The following is a 21,941-nucleotide window of genomic DNA, read 5'->3' as shown; positions in this document are numbered from 1 at the left end:
AGGTATGCCAGCAAAGCAGAAGAAAGCGATGCGCAGTACAGCTTATCTTGAAAAGGTATTGAATTTATAGTGTTTTTTCATGCTCTTGCCCTGAATAAAACCCCTCGCCAAGCTAATAAAATAGAGCATGCATTAGAGTCGTTTATTTTTAAAGGACGATGGCTTCTTGCTCCATTTTTTGTTGGTTTATTATTTGCAATTATTCTATTGTTAATAAAGTTTTTTAAACAACTTTATTTGATGGGCATCGCGACATTTACAGCAACAAATCAAGAATTACTCGTTGGTATTTTAACTTTAGTTGACACTGCATTATTAGCAGGGTTGCTACTTATTATTATATTTAGTGGTTACGAAAATTTTGTTTCTAAACTTAATGTGGATAACCACGAAGACAAACCATCTTGGATGGGGAAAGTTGGATTTTCAGGACTGAAAATGAAACTGATAAGCGCTATAGTGGCTATTTCAGCTGTTGAGTTATTAAAAGTATTTATAAACTCTGGGGCACTTTCAAGTGATGAGCTACTTTGGAAAGTTATTATCCATGTTACATTTGTTATGTCTGGCGTTTTATTTGCGTTAACTGACTATTTAAATAGTAAAACTCAAAGTCATTAAAATTATAAACAATAACTAAAAGCCCAAGTAATTTACTTAGGCTTTTAGAGGGTGCTGCTCTTTCAGGAATGTAATTTGTTCAATCTAGGGCGCGATTTTATCGCGGCATGTGGTTTGTAACCTAGTGAGCCCGATAACTGCCCCTGAGTTATCCTATTGGCTTACATGCATGAACGAATAAGTAAACACCGTAAATTTCCTCGTCTTGCTCACGCACTTTACTTACATTTTTGTAGGTAATAAAGAGTCAACCCCTTTAAGTCGAGGCCAAGAGGAGAGCATGTTTGGTATTAATCCCGCGTTATCGCCTAATAATGGGAATCTCCCTACCTTGCCTAAATACCATACAAGCAGCTGAAAATTCAACCTCGAAAGATAAACATACCCTAGTTTTAGCTAGTAATTTTAAAGTGGAACCTTAATCTATTGAAGCTATTAACATTGCGAGTAAAAGCATGCATAAGGCTCAAAAGTGATTTGATTATTACTAAATTTAGCATTGTGATGGCTAAGCTCGGTGTGTTCTTTAGTAATTGATAATGCCATATTAATTACTAATTGTTGGGAGCTAAGATTAAACATACAAAGCATTTTTTGTGCACCAAGTGTTCTATAAAAAGCAAGTATGGGTTCTGGCGTATCAATAAATTCAATATCACCTTCGATTAATGTAGGTTGTTTTTTTCGCCATATCATAAACTCGCGGTATGCATTCAGAATTGAATTACTGTCGGTTGTTTGAAGTGCTACAGATTGGTGCTTATGCGCGTCATCTATTGGTAACCAAGGCTTTGTTTCACTAAATCCGGCATATTGCGTGTCTATTTGCTCCCAAGGCATCGGTGTTCTACAGCCATCACGACCTTTAAAGCTGGGCCAAAAAGTTATTCCGTATGGGTCTTGTAAATCATCAAAGGCAACATTTGCTTCACCTAGACCTAGCTCTTCTCCTTGATACATACAGACGCTGCCACGTAGAGAAGCAAGTAGGGCGGTTAACATTTTACATTGCTTAGGGTTAATTTCGTCGTTTTCACTCCAGCGGCTTGCCACACGTTCTACATCGTGGTTACTAAAAGCCCAACACGGCCAGCCCTCAAGCATATGCTGTTCTAGGGTTTGAACCGTACTTCTAATGTACTCACTTGAGCAATCATTTGTTAAAAGTTCAAAACTGTAACCCATATGAAGTTTATCACCGCCTTGCGTATATTCGGCCATCGTGGCTAATGAATCCTCTGATGATATTTCGCCTAACGATACCGTACCAGGGTATTTATTAAGTAATGAACGAATATCTTGCATAAACTCAATATTTTCTGGCTGAGTATTATTGTGATAATGATACTGAAATGCATATGGGTTATCTTCGCTAAAACCTCGACCTTGGCGTTTTTCTTTTGGTTTTGCCGGATTATCGCGAAGTTGTGCGTCGTGGTAGCAAAAATTAATGGCGTCAAGTCTAAATCCATCCACTCCTTTTTTAAGCCAAAATTCTACATTATCAAGTACAGCTTGCCTAACATCCCGGTTGTGGAAATTAAGATCTGGTTGCTCGGTTAAAAAATTATGTAAATAGTATTGCCCGCGCCGAGGCTCCCATTGCCAAGCTCCACCACCAAAAATAGAAAGCCAATTATTTGGAGCTGTTCCATCTTCTTTAGCATCGGCCCATACATACCAATCAGCTTTATCGTTTGTTAAATTATTACGGCTATCTAAAAACCATTGATGTTGATCAGATGTATGGCTTAATACCTGATCAATAATTATTTTAATATTACGATCATGTGCCTGGCTTATAAGCTCATCAAAATCGTTTAAATCGCCAAATAACGGGTCAATATCGCGATAATCGCTAATATCGTAGCCAAAATCCTTCATTGGTGATTTAAAAAATGGTGAAATCCAAATAGCATCAACGCCTAAGCTTTTAATGTAATCAATACGATTAATTATCCCTTTTAAATCTCCAATACCATCGTTGTTGCTATCTTGAAAGCTACGCGGATAAACCTGATAAATAACCGCACCTTTGTACCACTGCTTTTGGGCCATGCTTTTTTCCATCATTCCACACCGTATTTGTTTATTTTCTTGTGATTATGGATTAATCACCTTATTTGCAAAAAGCATACGTGAAGCTTGTGAAACTGTAAAAAGCCTGCATACGTATGCATTAAAATAAATACAATAAAATGATTAAAAATAAATACTTAGAACATCTTTATGATAATTAATTAATTCGATAATAGTTTACCAATTTAAAGTTTCAGTATTTCATTGCTAAAAAAATAACATAACAGATTGTAATAAAAGGGGAATATATTTGAAGCTTTACACAAAATGGTCTGACCAATTAAGCATCTAGTTTATTTGGAATGTCTTACATTTAAAATAGTAGCGTTAGTTCATTTCATTTTGTTTACATATGAGCAAGTGAGCTATAAATATTATAATGAAGTAATTTAATCAGTGGTTGCTAATGCTTAGTTGAAATTAATTTTAAATGCAATAAAATCAGTTGCTTAATTATAATTTTTTGATGTCAACGTTAATGTGAAAGCATGCTATTACTGTTGAATACGTATGCATAAATTTGTTAATAAAATAAACAAGGCGTTAATATTCATCCTGACAACAAAATTAACTCGTCTTGTTTGGCTATCACTCAAACATTAATCGCGAGTATCACAATATGGGTAACGGGAAAACATTATGTCTATGTTCAAACCAAGTATATTAACTTTGGCATTAACAGCTGCAGGCTTATCATGCTTTGCTACACAAGCTGCTCAAGAAGATACAATAAAAAAAGATGAATTAGAGGTTATTGAAGTTAAAGGCTTTCGTGGCAGTGTAGTTGAATCAATCAACACTAAACGCTTTTCTACACAAGTTGTTGAGTCTATATCAGCTGAAGATATTGGTAAACTACCAGACTCTTCGATTGCAGAGTCTATTGCGCGTTTACCTGGTTTAACAGCTCAGCGCCTTGATGGTCGAGCGAGCCGAGTAACGATTCGTGGTTTTGGCGAAAACGAAAGTGGCACTACATTTAACGGTCGCGAACAGGTATCGATTAGTGATAACCGTGGTGTTGAGTTCGATCTTTACCCATCAGAAATAATGAGTGGCGTAACTGTTTATAAAACGCCAAGCGCAAATATAGACGCTGAAGGTATTGCTGGTGTTATTAACATGCAAACAGTTAAACCTTTAAGTAAAGGTGAGCGTGTTATACAGGTTAATGGCCAATATGAGCAAACTAGTTTTGAAAAACTAAACCCCGATGGTAACGATGATGGTTTCCGTGGCACCATTTCTTATATCGATCAGTTTGCTGACGATACCATTGGTGTAGCAATTGCTTTAAATACGATGAGCTCTCCAAATCAAGAAAAACGCTGGAACTCATGGGGGTACCCAGAGTTTACAAATAACGGAAATGATTATTCAATATTAGGTGGTGCAAAACCTTACGTGCGTTCATCCACACTTGAACGTGACTCTGCAATGCTTGTATTAGAAGCAGCCCCTAACGATAAGCTACATATGACGTTTGATGCATTATATGTAGATTTCACTGATGAAAAAATACTTCGAGGTATAGAGATCCCATTTGCTTGGGGACAAGGTGTCATTGATCCTACAAGTATTGAAGTTGATGAAGCATCTGGCTTTATTACAAGCGCGACCTCACAAGGGCAGCGTGTTGTTGTTCGTAATGATTATGAAGAACGTAAAGCTGAGTTAACTGCATTTGGCTTTAATACTAAATATGATATTGATGATTCGTGGTCTATAGAATTTGATGCAAGCTACTCACAAGTAGATCGTAAAATTTGGAGTATTGAGAGTTATTCAGGTACAGGACGTGGTGACTCACGTGGTGTTGCTGATAACTTAGGTTATATATTTAACGGCGGTAATACAGGGGCTACATTTTCACATGAACTTGATTACAGTGATTATAGCTTAATTCAGTTAGGTGGTCCGCTTTCGTGGGGTGCAAGTTCTGCACTTAATGATAAATACGGTATAACGGGTACTGAGTACGAAAATCAAGCGCAAGATGGTTTTATCAACGCGCCTACAATTGATGATGAACTAACAACGCTCAAATTTGCCGCATCTAAAGTACTTGAAAATGATTACTTAAGTTCGATTGAATTTGGCTTATCGTATCGTGAACGTGAAAAATCTAAGAGCTCTGAAGGTTACTTTATGACGCTATCTGGTTTCTCCCTAAACAATCCGGGTATGCTTGGCGTACCTGAACAATACCGTAATGGCAGTGTTGATTTAGGCTTTATTGGCATGGGCGCTATGATTGCTTATGACACCAATGGTCTTGTTGATGACGGTTACTACGATTTACTCGCAGAGAGCTTGACTAACCCAAGCCATGCAACTAAATCTTGGACTGTTAAAGAAGAAGTTACCTCAGCTTTTATTCAAGCAAATATAAATGCAGAAGTTAATGGGTTAGCGCTGACAGGTAATGTAGGCGTTCGTTATATTCAAAGTGAGCAATCGTCGCAAGGTAATGCGTTTGGTTCTGTTAATGGTTTAGTTTTAACATCACCAACAGATATTAGTCACGATTACTCAAATGTATTGCCTAGCTTAAACTTGTCATTAGCACTTGATGATCAGCAAACAGTTCGTTTTGGTGCAGCTAAAACTATTTCTCGCCCACGCTTAGATGAAATGAATGCGTCAGTTAACGCTTCATATAACCAAACACCAGACGAGAATGGTAACTACTGGTCTGTATCGGGGGGAAATCCAGAGCTTGAAGCGAAAGAAGCGACAGGTTACGACCTTACTTACGAAAACTATTTTAGTGATGAAGGCTACTTCTCAACTGCATTTTTCTATAAAGATTTAACACAGTGGATTTTTGACGGCACGTATGAAATTGACATGACGGGTGTTGAAGACCCTTCAACAGGTCAGTTACCAGCAACTTCAGCGGGTACTGGTAGCGGTAAAGTAAACGGTGGCGGAGGGGATCTTTGGGGCTATGAGTTATCGCTTGCGTTACCTTTTAAAATATTTCACCCGTCACTTGAAGGGTTCGGCATTATTGCTAGTCATACTGGTATAGAGTCAGATATTGAAGATCAAAACGGCAATGAATATGAGCTACCTGGGCTTTCAGATAAAATTCAAAGCTTAACCGTTTACTATGAAATGCATGGTCTGCAATTACGTACGAGTATGCGTAAACGTAGTGCGTTTAAAGGCGATGTGTATGGTCTTGGTTTTAATACTGATCAAGTTGATATTTTAGGTGAAACAATTTGGGACGTTCAAGCCGGTTATGATTTCAGCGAAGCTGGTATTACAAGCCTTGAAGGTTTATCTGTTCACTTCCAAGTACAAAATTTAACGGAAGAACCATTTACGTCGCTTTCTGGAGACAATGCTCTACAAGTTCGTGATTACCAAGATTATGGACGTACCTACTTATTGGGCTTTAGTTACAAGCTTTAATAAAATTGTGTATATAAGCTCTTGTAAATTACTACAAGGGCTTTCTTATCGTTACTTTACCTAACCGATTAATCATATTCGATTTAATAAAAACGTGGATAATAATATGAAACCAGTAAAACACGTCGTAATAGCCGGTGGTGGTACTGCAGGTTGGATAACTGCAGCATTGCTTAATAAAGTGTTAGGGAAAGTAATTAATATCACATTAATAGAATCATCTGCTATTGGTACTGTGGGTGTGGGGGAAGCGACTATCCCTCCTATTTTGCAACTTAATAATGCACTAGGTATTAACGAGCAAGAGTTTATAAACGCGACTAACGCGACAATTAAACTAGGTATTGAGTTTGAAAACTGGGAAAAAACATCGCACAGTTATATGCATGCTTTTGGTGCAATTGGAAAAGACTTCCCGTTTTGTGACTTCTATAATTTTTGGCTAAAAGGGCAAATACAGGGCAGTAAAGATGAACTCTGGGATTTTTCATTAAATTATCAGGCGGCAAAAAATCATAAATTTTCCCCTATTAACAGTATTCCTAATACACAATTGCCAGGCATTAGTTATGCGTATCATTTTGATGCAACCCTGTATGCTGAGTTTTTAAAACGTCTTGCTATAAAGCGCGGTGTAAATCATATAGATGCCAAAATAGGTAATATCACACAATGCCCAACAACAGGTAATGTAAAAGCAATCAGACTTGATGATAGCAAGCAAATAACAGGGGATTTATTTATAGATTGCACAGGGTTGTGCGCACTATTAATTGGGCAAACGCTAAATACAGGGTTTATTGATTGGTCACATTATTTACCGTGCGACAGGGCAGTTGCGGTGCAAACAAAATCAAACGACGAGTTAAAACCTTATACCCGCTCAATTGCGCATAATGCAGGCTGGCAGTGGCAAATTCCGTTGCAAAGCCGAATAGGCAACGGCTTAGTATATTGCAGTCGTTATTTATCTGATGATGATGCAAAGCAGTTGTTACTTAATAACTTACCAAGTGACCCAATAACAGAGCCTCGATTAATTAAATTCAAAACAGGACGTCGAATCAAACAATGGCACAAAAATGTAGTTGCGATTGGTTTATCGAGTGGCTTTTTAGAACCACTGGAATCTACAAGCATTCATTTAATTCAAACCGCAGTTACACGGCTCATTAAATTATTTCCGCATGATGAAATAAGTGATGTATTAGTGGATGAATTTAATAAACAAAGTGTGGCTGAAATAGAGCATATACGCGATTTTATTATATTGCATTACAAACTAACTAAGCGGGAAGATTCTCTATTTTGGCGACAATGCATGCAAATGAGTGTCCCAGACTCATTGACCCATAAACTTAATTTATTTAAGCAAACCGGTAAGATAATACGCGAAAACGATGAGTTATTTGCTGAAATTGCATGGCAACAAGTGATGATTGGGCAAGGCTTAATACCTAGTGATTATTGTACTATTGTTGACTCCCTAACGGAGGAGCAGTTAATTGATTTATTCATTAACTTAAAAACATTAATAAATTCGACCGTTGAAAAACTTTCGACTCACAAAGAGTTTATAAGCAGTATTAAAAGGGCATTATAATGAGACTTATAAAACAAATACTTTTACTGTTTTTATGTACTCTATCAAGCACTTCTTATGGACTGAATGTCGAGCCATCTAATTGGTGGGTGGGCATGAAAAAAAACACAATAACTTTAATGTTACATGAGCCAAATATTGCAAATACCCAGTTTAAGCTTTTACCTTATAAAGAGGTTGAATTAACCAAAATTACGCGTACCGGAAATCCTAATTACATATTTTTACATGTAACCATAAGCGATAAAGCCCAAGCGGGTTCTTTAAAATTTAATAGTCGTAATAATAATTTCAGTTTTCCCTTGTTGGATAGAAAAAAGCACAGTGCTGAGCGTCGAGGTTTTAGCAGCGTAGATACACTTTATTTAATTAACCCAGATCGTTTTGCTAATGGTGACAAAAAAAATGACACTGTGAACGGTATGTTGGAAGCGATAAATCCAACATTTAAAGGGGGGCGACATGGTGGTGACATTCAGGGTGTTATTAACGCGTTACCATATTTAAAGGATTTAGGCGTTACACAGTTATGGTTAACTCCTGTGCTAGAAAATAATATGCCCGATTACTCCTATCATGGTTATGCTATTACCGACTTTTATAAAGTGGACCCGCGCATGGGTTCAAACTCACTTTATAAGTCACTTTCTGCAAAGGCTAAAGAGCAAGGGATTGGTCTTGTTATGGACATGGTGCTAAATCATATTGGCTCCAGACACAAATGGATGAGAGATAAACCAACACAAAATTGGATTAATTTTGGTGGTGAATTTAATAATGGTAAAAATGCGACAAGCCATGCTCGTCAAACAATCCAAGACCCACACGCAAGCGATTATGATAAACGCCAGTTTAACGATGGTTGGTTTGTAGCAAGCATGCCTGATTTAAATCAACGGCAGCCACTTTTAAGTGAATATTTAATTCAAAATGCTATTTGGTGGATTGAATACGCTGATCTAAGCGGTATTCGAGTCGATACATATTCATATTCCGACAACGTATTTTTAAGTGATTGGACTAAAGCCATTATGAACGAGTATCCACACTTTAATATTGTAGGTGAAGAGTGGACATCAAACCCAGCGATTGCCTCTTACTGGCAACGCGGGAAAGTAAACCAAAACGGTTATACGTCAAGCTTGCCGAGTGTTATGGATTTTTCATTGCAGGAGGCGTTAATACAGGGACTTAATGAACAAGAAAGCTGGAGTACTGGCTGGATTAAAGTATATCAATCTCTTGCAAACGACTTTTTATACCCAGATACAAATAACATGATGGTATTTGCTGACAACCACGATATGAGTCGTGTTTACACTGAACTTAAACAAGACTTAGCCAAAGCAAAAATAGCAATGACCATGCTATTGACGACACGCGGGATCCCACAAATTTACTACGGTACAGAGATACTGCTCGATAACAGACTGAGCAAAGATCATGGGGATATACGCATAGATTTCCTAGGTGGGTTTGAAAATCAGCAAGCCAATGTATTTACAGGTCAAGGGTTAACAGCTGATCAGCAAAGTATGCATAGCATGATGTCTACACTACTCAATTTTAGAAAAACCAGCCCAGCGATCATTCATGGTAAATTGATACACTTTAGCCCAAAAAATGGCGTATATAGTTATGCACGACTTAGTGATGAGCAAGTTATTTTAGTATTTTTAAATAAAAATACTGAAGCGGTTAACCAAAACCTTGATTACATGAATGAAGTTTTACCAATAAATGCAGAAGCTAAAAATATACTTAGCAACGAAATGCACATACTCAAAAGCAAAATCACACTAAAACCAATGAGCGCTACCGTATTGGTGATTAACAAATAATGAATTAGCCCGTGAATACGTATGCAGCCACTGTATGGTGGCTGCTGTTATCTTTAGTATAAAGCTATCACTGATATATAAATGACACACACAATGAAAAAAACAATGTATGCCCTCCTATTGCTCTGCAGTGCACTTTTAATAAATGCATGTACTGATGATGGAAAAAAAACGCAAGCACACGTTATTGTGCCAAAGAAAAATGAGCTAACCAAGCCTGTTGTTTATCAGGTTTTTACGCGTCTATTTGGTAATGTGAATACTGAAAATAAGCCTTGGGGAACGATAGAGCAAAATGGAATAGGTAAATTTGCTGACTTTAACGATGCTGCACTTAAAGGCATAAAAGAGCTGGGGACAACTCATATTTGGTACACCGGTGTATTACACCACGCTCTTGTGGGTGATTATACTCAATACGGTATAACACAAGACGACCCCGATGTTGTAAAAGGTCGGGCTGGTTCGCCATATGCAATTAAAGATTACTATGATGTAAATCCTGATTTAGCAATAGATGTTGTCAATAGACTCGATGAATTTAGTGCACTAATTGAGCGTACTCATAAACACGGTATGAAAGTTGTTATTGATATCGTGCCAAACCATGTTGCTCGAAATTATCATTCTGTTGCAAAACCTAAAGGTGTTAAAGATTTTGGTGAGCAAGATGATACCAGCAAAGTGTATGATAAAAATAATAATTTTTATTATGTACCTGAACAGTCTTTTCAGGTTCCTTCATCGGCGTCTTACCAGGTATTAGGTGGTAACAGTCATCCGTTAGCAGATGGTTTTTTTGACGAAACACCCGCCAAATGGACTGGTAATGGTGCTCGCTCTCCAAAACCAGATATGAATGATTGGTATGAAACAGTTAAAATTAACTATGGAGTAAAGCCGGATGGCAGCTATGATTTCCCGACATTACCTAAAGAACTAGAAAACCAAGATTACCGTGCTCATTATGCATTTTGGCAAAATAAAGAATTGCCTAATAGTTGGTATAAATTTAGAGATATCATTCTTTATTGGCTAGAAAAAGGTGTTGATGGCTTTAGGTATGATATGGCTGAGATGGTGCCTGTAGAATTTTGGAGTTTTTTAAACTCATCTATAAAAATGCAAAAACCTGATGCATTTTTACTTGCCGAAGTTTATAACCCTCAGATGTACCGCCCCTATATTTACCAAGGTAAAATGGACTACCTATACGATAAAGTTGGTTTTTACGATACGTTAAAAGCAATTATGCAAAATAGGCAGCCCGCAAAGACTATTTTTGATGCGCACACACAAGTTGCCGATATTGAACAGCATATGCTGCACTTTTTAGAGAACCATGACGAACAACGTATTGCGAGCCCTGACTTTGCAGGAAAAGCAATTTGGGGTAAACCTGCAATGGTGGTTTCAAACCTTATTAGTCGTGCACCAACCCTATTATATTTTGGTCAAGAAGTAGGTGAAGATGGCTCTGAAAATGCAGGTTTTGGCTCATCAACCCGCACCAGTATTTTTGACTACATTGGTGTACCTGCACATCAAGCATGGATGAATAATGGCAAATTTGATGGCGCTAATCTAACCCCTGAACAGTCAAGCCTTCGCCAATATTACAAATCAATTATGGCGTTAAATAGCATTCCCGCTGTTGTTGGCGGCGATATGCATAAATTAAGCGTGGTAGGAAGTGAAGCCGTGGTTGCTTTTGTACGTTCAATAGGTCATCAATCAATTTTTGTGATTAGTAACTTCAGCGAACAAACGCAAAGCATAACGGTGACTTTAAATAAAAATCAAATAAGTAAATTAAATACAACAGATGCTTTGCACGATTTACTTGAGGATCATAATGATATTTGGATAACAAAAAATGCTAATGGCGCTTCATTCACTCTCATTCTAAATGCACTTAGTAGCGCGGTATTAACAAAGAAGGCAAATGATGAATAACAATAATAATACTCATAACAGCAATAAACCAAATCTAAACTTTTGGCAGATATGGAATATGTGCTTTGGCTTTTTAGGTATTCAATTTGGTTTTGCGCTTCAAAACGGTAATGTGAGCCGTATTTTTCAAACCCTTGGTGCGCAAGTCGACGATATTCCTATTTTATGGGTTGCAGCACCGCTAACTGGTTTAATCGTGCAACCAATAATTGGTTATTGGAGTGATAAAACATGGGGACGTTTTGGTCGTCGTCGTCCATTTTTATTTTTAGGTGCAGTGCTAACAACTATTGCACTATTTATTATGCCGCATTCGCCAACACTTTGGATAGCCGCTGGTATGTTGTGGATTATGGATGCGTCTATCAACGTTACTATGGAACCATTTAGAGCACTCGTAGGGGATAACTTACCAGAAAAGCAACGTGCGACAGGTTATGGTTTGCAAAGTTTTTTTATTGGTATTGGTGCTGTTTTAGCGTCAGCGCTACCATGGATGATGACTAATTGGTTCGATGTTAGCAACACCACAGTCATCGGTGAGATACCAAATTCCGTTAAGTATTCATTTTATTGGGGAGGCGTTGTTCTATTAGCGGCAGTGCTATGGAGCGTTGCAACAACAAAAGAATATACCCCTGAGCAATTAAATAAATTTGAAGAGCAAAAAGGTCAGTATCAACCAATTGAAATTGCTGATATTAATTATAATAAAGGCGGCATTGTATTTATCGTATTAGGTTTTTCGATACTTGCGCTTGTTATGGGCTTGGCGCTTGAGAAAGAACTTTATTTATTAGCTGGTGGCTTACTTGTCTTTGGTATTGTGCAGTGGATTGCAGGTTTATTAAAAACTAAAAACCATACCCAAGGTGGCTTTTACCAAGTAGTACAAGATGTATTTACAATGCCAGCCGCCATGAAACAACTGGCTTGGGTACAATTTTTTAGTTGGTTTACTTTATTTGCTATGTGGATTTATACCACGTCGGCAGTGACTAGCTTTCATTATGGTAGTAGCGATACTACGTCAAAAGCGTTTAATGATGGCGCTGATTGGGTAGGCATTTTGTTTGCCGCTTATAATGGTTTTGCAGCAATTGCGGCTATGTGTATTCCATTTTTAGTTAGGTTGTTGGGATTAAAAGGCGCGCATTGCTTAAATTTATTATTAGGTGCGTTGGGGCTTGCAAGCTTTATGTTTATAAGCTCTCCTCAAATGCTGCTTATTCCTATGATTGGTGTTGGTTTTGCGTGGGCCTCTATTTTGTCACTGCCTTATGCAATGTTAAGTAACTCGTTGCCGAGTAACAAAATGGGCGTATACATGGGCATATTTAACTTCTTCATTGTTATTCCACAGCTACTTGCAGCCAGTATTTTAGGTCTTATTTTACGCCATGCGTTTTCTAATCAGCCTATTTATGCCTTGTTAATTGGTGCTGCGTCTTTTGTGTTGGCAGCAATTGCTGTCATGCGTGTTAAAAATTCTAATTAAGAGTAAAAAATGAAAAACTATAATTCAATAACAATCTCATTATTAGCTCTTGGGTTAACTGCATGTGGTGCTCAAGACATTGACAATTTACAAACATCTAAAGCAGCGGCGCCAGGTGCTCCGGGTAGCGACCCATTTTGGTCTTATGCAGGTAAAACGGGTATTGGTACATCTTATGAGCAATACCAAAATGGTCAATATACAAATGATGCATCTACTGGCACCGTATCTAAAGTTTGGTTTTCTATTGCAAAGGGCATGATCACCGAAACTATGTTTGGTCTTATTCACCAAGCGCAGATAAAAGATATGCAGTTTGTAGTAACAGGAAAAAATTTCACAGTTAGTGAAGCAGACGATCTTGATGTAACAATTGATTACTTATACAAAGACAAGCAAGGTCGTCCTTTATCACTTGCTTATAAAATAGTAAGTAAAGATAAACAAGGTAGATTTACACTCGAAAAACACGTATTCACCGATCCTGATGGGCAAAGCTTATTTGTTCGAAGCGTTTTTAATACTGAACTTAAAGATGTTAAAGCCTATGTTGTTGTAAATCCATATATTGATAATAACGGTCTTGATGATTTTGCAAAAACTACCGATCAAGGCTTAGTTGCTTGGCAAGATGACAACTACTTAACATTGCAATCAAGTACTAAATTTGGCATAAAAACGGTTGGCTTTACCGGTATAAGTGATGGTTTGAATGAGCTGAAAAATTCAAAATCATTAAATACCACTTACAGTAATACCGGTGAACAGTCAGGTAATGTCAGCATGCTTGCTGAACTTGGTAGCATCGAACGCAATACTACGTTTGATTTAGTGCTTAGTTTTGCACATAGCGAGCAACAAAGTGCGGAGCAGGGCACTCAAACATTAGCAAAAGGCTATCAAACTGTACTTGATAACTTTAACGGTAAAGGTGCGTCGCTTGGTTGGCAAGATTACTTACAAAGTCTGACACCTATTGATAAAATGGCTGAGCAAACAGCCGACAACGGCAAGTTACTTTATACCAGTGCAATGGTATTAAAAGCGCAAGAAGATAAAACACATGCAGGGGCACTTATTGCGTCACTGTCTAACCCGTGGGGCGAAACAGTATCGGCTAAAACAGGTTCAACAGGCTACAAAGCAGTGTGGGTACGAGACTTTTACCAAGTAGCGATGGCGTTTATGGCACTGGGTGATACCGCAACTGCAAAAACGGCATTTGAATACCTTGAAAAAGTACAAGTTAATAGTAAAACGCCAGGTAATAATGGTGATAGTGGCTGGTTTTTACAAAAAACACACGTTGATGGTGAGCTTGAATGGGTTGGTGTACAGCTTGATCAAACTGCGATGCCTATAATGCTCGCGTGGAAATTAAACAAAGCAAACGTACTTAGCGACGCAGAGCTTAAAGACTGGTACGCACGTATGCTAAAACCAGCCGCTGATTTTTTAGTAGATGGTGGGCTCGCTAAAATTTTATGGAATGATACACAAATTACGCCACCATCAACGCAACAAGAACGCTGGGAAGAACAAAGTGGCTATTCCCCATCAACCACCGCAGCCGTTGTAGCAGGTTTAATTACCGCTGCAGATATTGCGAAAATGGCAGGCGATACTAAAAATGCAAAACGTTACCTTGCAACAGCCAAGCGTTATAACGCAGACATAGAAAAAATGATGTTTACTACCAATGGCAATTTAGAATCAAAAGCCACTGATGGTGAATATTTTATTCGCATTGGGCAAGATGAAAATGCGAACTCAAATACAATCATTAACGCAAACAATGGGCGAGAGGGCTTTAACAAAAAACAAATTTTGGATGGTGGGTTTTTAGAATTAGTTCGCTATGGCGTTCGTGATGCACTGGCACCAAGTATTGTAAAAACACTGCCAGAATACGATGACGAAACACTCGCCGACAATTTACAAGTTAAGTATAGCTTTAAGTTTAGCGATGGTAGCGGTTCATTTGCAGGGTATCGCCGCTATGGCAACGATGGCTATGGTGAAGACGAAGTAACGGGTACAAACTACGCTGAAAACGGCAGTAATACGCCAGGGCAACGCGGTCGTGTATGGCCTTTTTTTACAGGTGAACGAGGGCACTATGAAATTGCAGCAGCTAATGCAAATAATACACTTAATAATGAAAAACAAGCCGAAATCAAAAACAACTATGTAAAAGGACTCGAACAATTCGCTAACCAAGGGATGATGCTACCAGAGCAAGTATGGGACGGTGTAGGAGTTAACAAATCAGGCTACACGCTTGGTGAGGGGACTAACTCCGCAACACCACTTGCTTGGACTCACGCCGAATATATTAAGCTAGTACGCTCATTAAGTGATATGCAGGTATGGGATTATTACCCTGTTGTAACAGAACAACTTAAATGATTGTTAAAATAATGCTCTTCAATCGCTGTAATTATTAGGGTGTATTGACCTTTTACGATTGATTCTTCAGTTTTATGTTTGGCATTTAGGCAAGGCAGAGTCTATGTAGTGTGTTTGTTCCCTATAAAGAGGCAATAACGCAGCATAAATGCAAGACATGCGCTGTCCAAAGGGTCTTCCTAAGAGCGTCAACTCTTTGTTACCTACATGGATGTGGGTCTGTCTATTGAACACAACTTTTTTGTCTGTTGAATTGATATTAACAATTCGGCAGATTCGACCATTTTTTATCTAATTCACTTCTTTGCGCCATATTTTGCTGCTAATAACCCTGACAGGAATAAACGCTTTAATGATGGCAATTCGTAAAATATTATCACTGTGCTGCAAATGTAAATTTTCTACTTTGGTTGCATCTGTTTTCCATGTTTTCTGAAACTCCTCTGCACGTCACCGAAGTTCGTAGTACCTTACTAATTTATGGATATCTTCAGCTATATTTACGGGCGCTGTCGTATATAAAGTCCAACATAATGGGGGGGTCGTAATTTTCCTGTCATCTGATCACATTGACGCTTAATGTAGATGACTCTTGCCCTTGAACTCACTTAGGCTTGGCTAGTGTTATATGTTGATAACTCAGTGTATTCGAGCCTAACGCGCTTTTCTTCCAGCGGGCTCTTGATTACGCCTATTGGCAAGCTAGAACATATAATAAGAGACTTGCTGTGGGCAAACAACATCCAGTAATGTGGTTCTAATGTGGGAAAGCCTAAACATCGACTCTAATGGTGGCTGGTATTATGTTCGGTAGTGTAAAGCTTTAACTAAAGAACAAAAAAGTAAGTACAAGCATTAAATCCAATTATACAATTTTAGCCCATGCTTACTCATATAAGAATTTTCTATAATAGTGTGTGTATTAATTTAAGAATTTCAATTAGAGTCAAAGCAAATTTAACTTGAACCTCTTGGGATTAAAATTGGGGGAAGTAGGGTACTTTTTACTTCTTCGCCGCGTATGAGTTTTAATAAATTCTCAACCAGCATTTGTCCTGCAATAGTTGTATTTTGTTCTACAGTGGTCAGTGGTGGATTTACATAACTCGCAATGGCTATATTATCAAAACCTATAATGGCTACATCTTTTGGTATGTCGATATTTGCTTCTTTAAGTGCACGAATTGCACCAATGGCAATCAAGTCACTTGCAGCAAACAATGCATTAAATTTTATATTATTAGCAATAAGCGAACGAGTGGCGTGATAACCAGATTCTTCAGTTGATATTGCGTTAGCCATTTTACGTTCGTTTATTTTTATTTTATTAGTAAGTAACTCATCTTTAAAACCCTGGAAACGGGAAAAAAATTCAGGACTATGATCGGAAGCATCGCCAATAAATGCGCAGTCGGTGCGGTTATGGGCAATAAAATGTGTAGCAGCTAATTTTCCGCCTGTGTAGTTATCGCAACATACAGTTAAGTCTGGACGGTTATCAACCGTTGCACCCCAGCATACAAATTTAGTATTTTGTTCTAGTAAGGTTTTAAACTTTGGTTGAAAGTCGATGTAATCACCATAACCGAGCAAAATAATACCATCTGCTCTGTGGCTATCTTCATAATCAGCTTGCCAATCTGCACTAGCGGACTGAAACGACACCAATAAATCGTAACCCTCTTGGGCACAAGCACGCGTAATACTACCTAACATTGCTAAAAAGAAAGGGTTAATCTGTGATTCGTCGGAAGTGGGATCTTCAAAAAGAAGTAATGCAAGTGTACTGCTTTGTTGAGTGCGTAAGTTACTGGCATTTTTGTCCACTTTATAGTTAAGCTTTTTTGCAATGTCGTAGACGCGCTTTCGTGTTTCTTCATTCACAAGATGGCTATTGCGTAAAGCACGAGATACAGTTGATTGAGAGACCCCTGCATAGTGGGCAATATCAAATGAGGTAGCTTTACCTTTCATTGTGACAACTTAATTAAAGTGATAAATAATAGTGCCATTCTCGTTTATTAATTAATTTTTTCAAGCTTTTTATATTTAAACTGATTTTTTTATTGATTTGGCAATGACACCGGTGTCATAATGGTTTCGTTTTATCATTTTGTTGTCAAAACGTATTGGCTGCCTATTTTAATATAAGCAGTATTTTTTACTGTGATAGCTGCTTTAGGGTGATAGCCTAAAGTAAATAAATACCAATGGTTTACCGTTGTAGAATAATAAGCATTAGTCGCTTAAACAAAAGAGATAACACCATGAGCTTACACTCTTCTACCGAATTTGATCCCATCTTAGTTGCTGACGTCGGCGGCACAAATGCTCGCTTTGCGTTAATAACCGCTTTTGACGAAACAAACAATCAATTTATTATAGAGCATAACAATACATTTCCTAGCGCTGATTTTAGCTCACTTGAGAGCGCATTAGAGCAGTACTTATCAAGTGTTTCTCATATTACACCAAAACGTGCGTGCTTAGCTGTAGCCGGTCCTATAAAAGCAGGGCAGGTGCATTTAACCAACTTAGGTTGGCATTTTAGTGTAAATGAATTTAAACAGCATTTTAATTTAGAGCAGTTGGAAGTTATAAATGACTTTGCAGCATTTGCTTATGCAGCACCTTATTTAGATCCTCAAAAAAATATTACAGTTAAAACGGGTCAAGCTGATGAAAATGCAAACATTGGTGTTATGGGTCCTGGTACTGGTTTTGGTGCAGCGTGTTTGGTAAGAACATTACATTCTACTTCAGTATTAAGTTCTGAAGGTGGGCATATCTCGCTTGCTGCGGTTAATGAGCTAGATACTGCACTCATTCAAGAATTGCGAAAAGAACATCCTCATGTATCAGTAGAAACCGTGTTTTCGGGTCCTGGTATTGCACACTTATATAAAGCAATGGCGGCAGTTAAAGGCGTTAATGCAAAAAACCTTGATGCAGCACAAATTAGTAGTTTAGCTAACAGTGGTGAATGCGAAGTATGTGATGCTACATTAAATCAATTTTGTGATTGGATAGGCAGTGTAGCGGGTGATTTAGCATTGGCTTATGGTGCATTAGGTGGTTTGTTTATTGGTGGTGGTATACTGCCTCGTATGCAATCTCGTTTACTGGAAAGTCGTTTTGTTGAACGATTTTCACAAAAGGGTATTATGTCGCAATATACAGGGCAAATTCCTGTAACTCTTGTAACACAAGATAATATTCCACTAATTGGTGCCGCAGCGTGTTTGCACAACAGCAAATAAGGGTTTTTCCTTATTTGCTTCTGGAAAAATAGAGTGATGAAAAAAGTAACAATAAACAGTGTGGCAAGCCACGCTGGTGTTTCTAAAAAAACCGTATCACGCGTTTTAAATAACGAACCTAATGTAAGTGCGGCAACACGTGAAAAGGTACTTGCGGTATTTAAAGAGCTCGATTACACCCCAAATCCAATTGCTCGTGGGCTCGCCCAAAATCGCAGTTTTATAATTGGTTGTCTCTACGATAATCCAAGTAAAAGTTATATTACGCGTGTTCAAACAGGGGCATTGGCAGCCTGTCAAGAAAATCACTACAACTTACTTATTCATCCGTGTGAATTTAGAGGCGAAGAATTAATTAATAACGTTGAGCAGTTATTACAAACATCGCGTCTTGACGGTATTGTATTAACGCCACCTTTTGGTGATTTTGCAGAGTTGGTGAACCTTTTAAAATCGAAAAACATTCCTTATGCCAGAGTTGCTTCTGCGGTATTGCAAGATGATTCTATTTCTGTTCGCAGTAACGATGAGCAAGGGGCTTTTGAAATAACAGAGCATTTAATTAGGCTTGGTCATAAATCAATTGCGTTTATTAAAGGTCACCCAGATCACAGTGCTACACAACAACGTTTTAAAGGTTATAGGCGCTCATTAGCAAGCCACGGAATAGAATTTGACGAGCGTTTAGTAGAAGAGGGTAACTTTAGTTATCATTCAGGTGTAGATAGTGCGCGAAGTATTTTAGATTTATCACCAAGACCAACGGCTGTATTTGCATCGAACGATTACATGGCAGCAGCTGTATTAAAACTGGCTACTCAAAGGCGTTTAGCTGTCCCAGATGATATATCTATTGCTGGATTTGATAACGCGCCAATCGCTCGCCATATTTGGCCAGGGCTAACAACAATTGCACAGCCTGTTGAAGAAATGACTAAACAAGCCGTTACTCAACTTATTTCCCATATTTCGAATCCCCAAGAACAACCATATCAAGTAACTCTTGAATCACGTTTGATAACGCGAGAGTCTACCGCGCAAGTTAAAAGTTAATATAAATATTTTTCACAGTAGCCCGAATATGAGTGACGCTTATTCGGGCTTTTTTATGCTCAAAACTTGCTAAAAATACACTTATACCTAAAAATTAAAGCATTGACTAAAGGTCATGCTAAAAAGTTAGTTTATTTTTAATAGCTAGGGTTGACACCGGTGTCATTGCTATGCGTTAATACAGTGACACCGGTGTCAGGGTTGTTGTGAGAGGCTCCTTGGTAGCGTACCTTTGAACGGGTAAGTCAAAGATGCTCAGTACAGTTATTTACGTGGAGTCTATAATTGTTACTGAGCCTTTATCCTCTAACTAATAGAGATGAGTAAAATTATGTTGCATCCTCGAATCCAAGAAGTTACCCAACGCGTTATCGAACGCAGTAAAAACACCCGTCAAGCCTATTTAGATCGCATTTCGCACGCTAAAAAACAAACAAGAGTTCGTGCTGGATTAGGCTGCGGAAATATAGCTCATGTTATGGCTGCTTGTAGCACCGATGACAAAGCGCGCCTTAAATCTGATGAGCAACCAAACCTTGCTATCATCAATTCATATAACGATATGTTATCGGCACACGTGCCATACAAAGATTACCCAGATTTAATTAAAAGCATTGCAACCAAGTACGATGCTACAGCACAAGTTGCTGGCGGTGTACCTGCAATGTGTGATGGCGTTACGCAAGGGCGTGACGGCATGGAACTATCACTTTTTTCTCGTGATGTTATTGCTATGTCTACAGCAATATCGCTTTCGCACGATGTGTTTGACGGCGTTTTTTGTTTAGGCGTATGTGACAAAATAGTCCCAGGGCTATTAATTGGTGCACTTTCGTTTGGTCATTTACCTGTATTCTTTTTACCTGCAGGTCCAATGCAGTCTGGTATTCCAAATAAAGAAAAAGCCCGTATTCGTCAAAAATTCGCACAAGGTTTAGTAAGCCGTGAAGACTTATTAGAAGCTGAAAGCGCCTCGTACCACAGCGCGGGTACTTGTACGTTTTACGGTACTGCAAATTCAAATCAAATGTTAATGGAAATAATGGGCTTGCACCTTCCGGGTAGCTCGTTTATTAATCCTTACACTGAATTACGAGATGGCTTAACAGGTAACGCTGTAGAAACCATGCTTAAGCAGCTTACAGATGACAAAGAAAGCCCATGTTTAGCTGACGTAATTAGTGAAAAAACAATTATCAATGGCCTAGTTGGTTTGTTATCTACGGGTGGCTCAACTAATCACGCAATTCATATAGTAGCAATTGCAAAAGCTGCTGGTATTCAGATTACATGGAAAGACATGTCTGATTTATCAGCAGAAGTTCCATTATTAACACGTATTTACCCTAATGGTTCTGCTGATGTAAACCACTTTCAAGCTGCTGGCGGTATGGGTTTCTTAATGCGAGAACTAGCAAGTGCTGGTTTCCTTCATACTGATGTTAAAACTATGCTTGGTGATGGTCTTGCTCCGTATATGACTGAGCCTCGTCTTGATAAAGACGACAGCCTGATCATGAGTAACTCAACCGGTCCGACTAAAGTTAAATGGGTAGATTGCCCAGCAAATTCTCATGACGAAGAAGTACTTCGTCCTGTGAATAACCCTTTTAGCAAGCAAGGTGGTTTACAACTACTTACGGGTAACTTAGGTAAAGCAGTTATTAAAGTATCGGCTGTTGCTATTGAGCATCAGGTTGTTACAGCACCTGCAAAAGTATTTAGCTCGCAAAGTGCTCTACAAGATGCATACACTCGTGGCGAGTTAAACCAAGACTTTATTGCCGTGTTGAAAGAGCAGGGCCCTAAAGCGAAAGGTATGCCAGAGCTGCATAAATTAACGCCTGTAATGGCAACGCTTCAAGATGAAGGCTTTAAAGTGGCAATTGTTACCGATGGTCGTATGTCGGGTGCATCAGGCAAAGTGCCTGCAGCTATTCACTTAGCACCAGAAGCGGTAGAAGGCGGCATTATTGCTAAAATATTAGAGGGTGATTTAGTTACTCTTAATGCGCCAAACGGAATATTAAAAGTACACGTAAGCGAGGAAGAACTTGCTAAACGTGAACTACAACTAAGTGAGCCAAGTTTAACATTTGGTACAGGCAGAGAACTATTTACTGGATTTAGAAATATCGTAAGCAGCGCTGATTTAGGCGCGAGTGCTTTTGGACTTGAATAAATATTAGCCATACTGG

At 38.4% G+C, this 21,941-nt stretch carries 12 protein-coding genes; 10 read left to right on the top strand and 2 right to left on the bottom strand.

What is annotated here, in order from left to right:
* The first annotated feature begins 69 nt into the window (after positions 1 to 69).
* Positions 70 to 621 carry a TIGR00645 family protein gene (locus tag GQR56_RS18095; protein WP_346775776.1) on the top strand — a complete coding sequence of 184 codons (552 nt, stop codon included), beginning with the start codon at positions 70 to 72 and terminating at the stop codon, positions 619 to 621.
* A gap of 435 nt (positions 622 to 1,056) precedes the next feature.
* Here the strand turns inward: GQR56_RS18095 and GQR56_RS18090 are convergent, their stop codons facing one another.
* A complete protein-coding gene (locus GQR56_RS18090) occupies positions 1,057 to 2,679 on the bottom strand; it encodes an alpha-glucosidase (RefSeq protein ID WP_166114090.1) in 1,623 nt (540 codons plus the stop codon).
* Positions 2,680 to 3,339: 660 nt separating this feature from the next.
* Between GQR56_RS18090 and GQR56_RS18085 the strand changes: the two genes are divergently transcribed.
* The 6 genes from GQR56_RS18085 to GQR56_RS18060 all read left to right on the top strand — a co-directional run bounded on the left by GQR56_RS18085 (position 3,340) and on the right by GQR56_RS18060 (position 15,430).
* The gene (locus GQR56_RS18085) at positions 3,340 to 6,123 is read left to right on the top strand and encodes a TonB-dependent receptor (RefSeq protein ID WP_024611335.1); all 2,784 of its coding nucleotides are present in this window, start codon (positions 3,340 to 3,342) and stop codon (positions 6,121 to 6,123) included.
* Between the two features lie 106 nt (positions 6,124 to 6,229).
* A complete protein-coding gene (locus GQR56_RS18080) occupies positions 6,230 to 7,726 on the top strand; it encodes a tryptophan halogenase family protein (protein ID WP_166114087.1) in 1,497 nt (498 codons plus the stop codon).
* Positions 7,726 to 9,567, top strand: a complete 1,842-nt coding sequence (locus tag GQR56_RS18075) for a glycoside hydrolase family 13 protein (protein WP_166114084.1) — start codon at positions 7,726 to 7,728, stop codon at positions 9,565 to 9,567. The genes GQR56_RS18080 and GQR56_RS18075 overlap by 1 nt, the downstream gene beginning before the upstream one ends.
* Positions 9,568 to 9,660: 93 nt before the next feature.
* Positions 9,661 to 11,523, top strand: coding sequence for an alpha-amylase family protein (locus tag GQR56_RS18070; RefSeq protein WP_166114081.1), 1,863 nt, complete (start codon positions 9,661 to 9,663; stop codon positions 11,521 to 11,523).
* Positions 11,516 to 13,021 (top strand): MFS transporter, encoded by a 1,506-nt coding sequence (locus GQR56_RS18065; RefSeq protein ID WP_166114096.1) that lies wholly within the window; start codon positions 11,516 to 11,518, stop codon positions 13,019 to 13,021. The genes GQR56_RS18070 and GQR56_RS18065 overlap by 8 nt, the downstream gene beginning before the upstream one ends.
* A 9-nt stretch (positions 13,022 to 13,030) precedes the next feature.
* The gene (locus GQR56_RS18060) at positions 13,031 to 15,430 is read left to right on the top strand and encodes a glycoside hydrolase family 15 protein (protein ID WP_166114078.1); all 2,400 of its coding nucleotides are present in this window, start codon (positions 13,031 to 13,033) and stop codon (positions 15,428 to 15,430) included.
* 957 nt (positions 15,431 to 16,387) lie between these two features.
* Here the strand turns inward: GQR56_RS18060 and GQR56_RS18055 are convergent.
* Positions 16,388 to 17,404, bottom strand: a complete 1,017-nt coding sequence (locus GQR56_RS18055; RefSeq protein WP_024611331.1) for a LacI family DNA-binding transcriptional regulator — start codon at positions 17,402 to 17,404, stop codon at positions 16,388 to 16,390.
* A 293-nt stretch (positions 17,405 to 17,697) separates the two neighbouring features.
* On the opposite strand from GQR56_RS18055, the gene glk reads away from it, so the two are divergent.
* The 3 genes from glk to edd all read left to right on the top strand — a co-directional run bounded on the left by glk (position 17,698) and on the right by edd (position 21,925).
* Positions 17,698 to 18,690, top strand: coding sequence for a glucokinase (gene glk, locus GQR56_RS18050; RefSeq protein ID WP_166114075.1), 993 nt, complete (start codon positions 17,698 to 17,700; stop codon positions 18,688 to 18,690).
* Between the two features lie 36 nt (positions 18,691 to 18,726).
* Positions 18,727 to 19,743 carry a LacI family DNA-binding transcriptional regulator gene (locus GQR56_RS18045; RefSeq protein WP_166114072.1) on the top strand — a complete coding sequence of 339 codons (1,017 nt, stop codon included), beginning with the start codon at positions 18,727 to 18,729 and terminating at the stop codon, positions 19,741 to 19,743.
* A 331-nt stretch (positions 19,744 to 20,074) separates the two neighbouring features.
* On the top strand, positions 20,075 to 21,925 hold the full coding sequence (edd, locus tag GQR56_RS18040; protein ID WP_166114069.1) for a phosphogluconate dehydratase: 1,851 nt from the start codon (positions 20,075 to 20,077) through the stop codon (positions 21,923 to 21,925).
* The last annotated feature ends 16 nt before the right edge of the window (positions 21,926 to 21,941 follow it).

The sequence above is a fragment of the Pseudoalteromonas sp. Z9A5 genome (genome assembly GCF_011378875.1).
Classification (GTDB): Bacteria; Pseudomonadota; Gammaproteobacteria; order Enterobacterales; family Alteromonadaceae; genus Pseudoalteromonas.
Note: the sequence above shows the minus strand (reverse complement) of the source record. Positions and strands in the feature narration are given on the sequence as shown.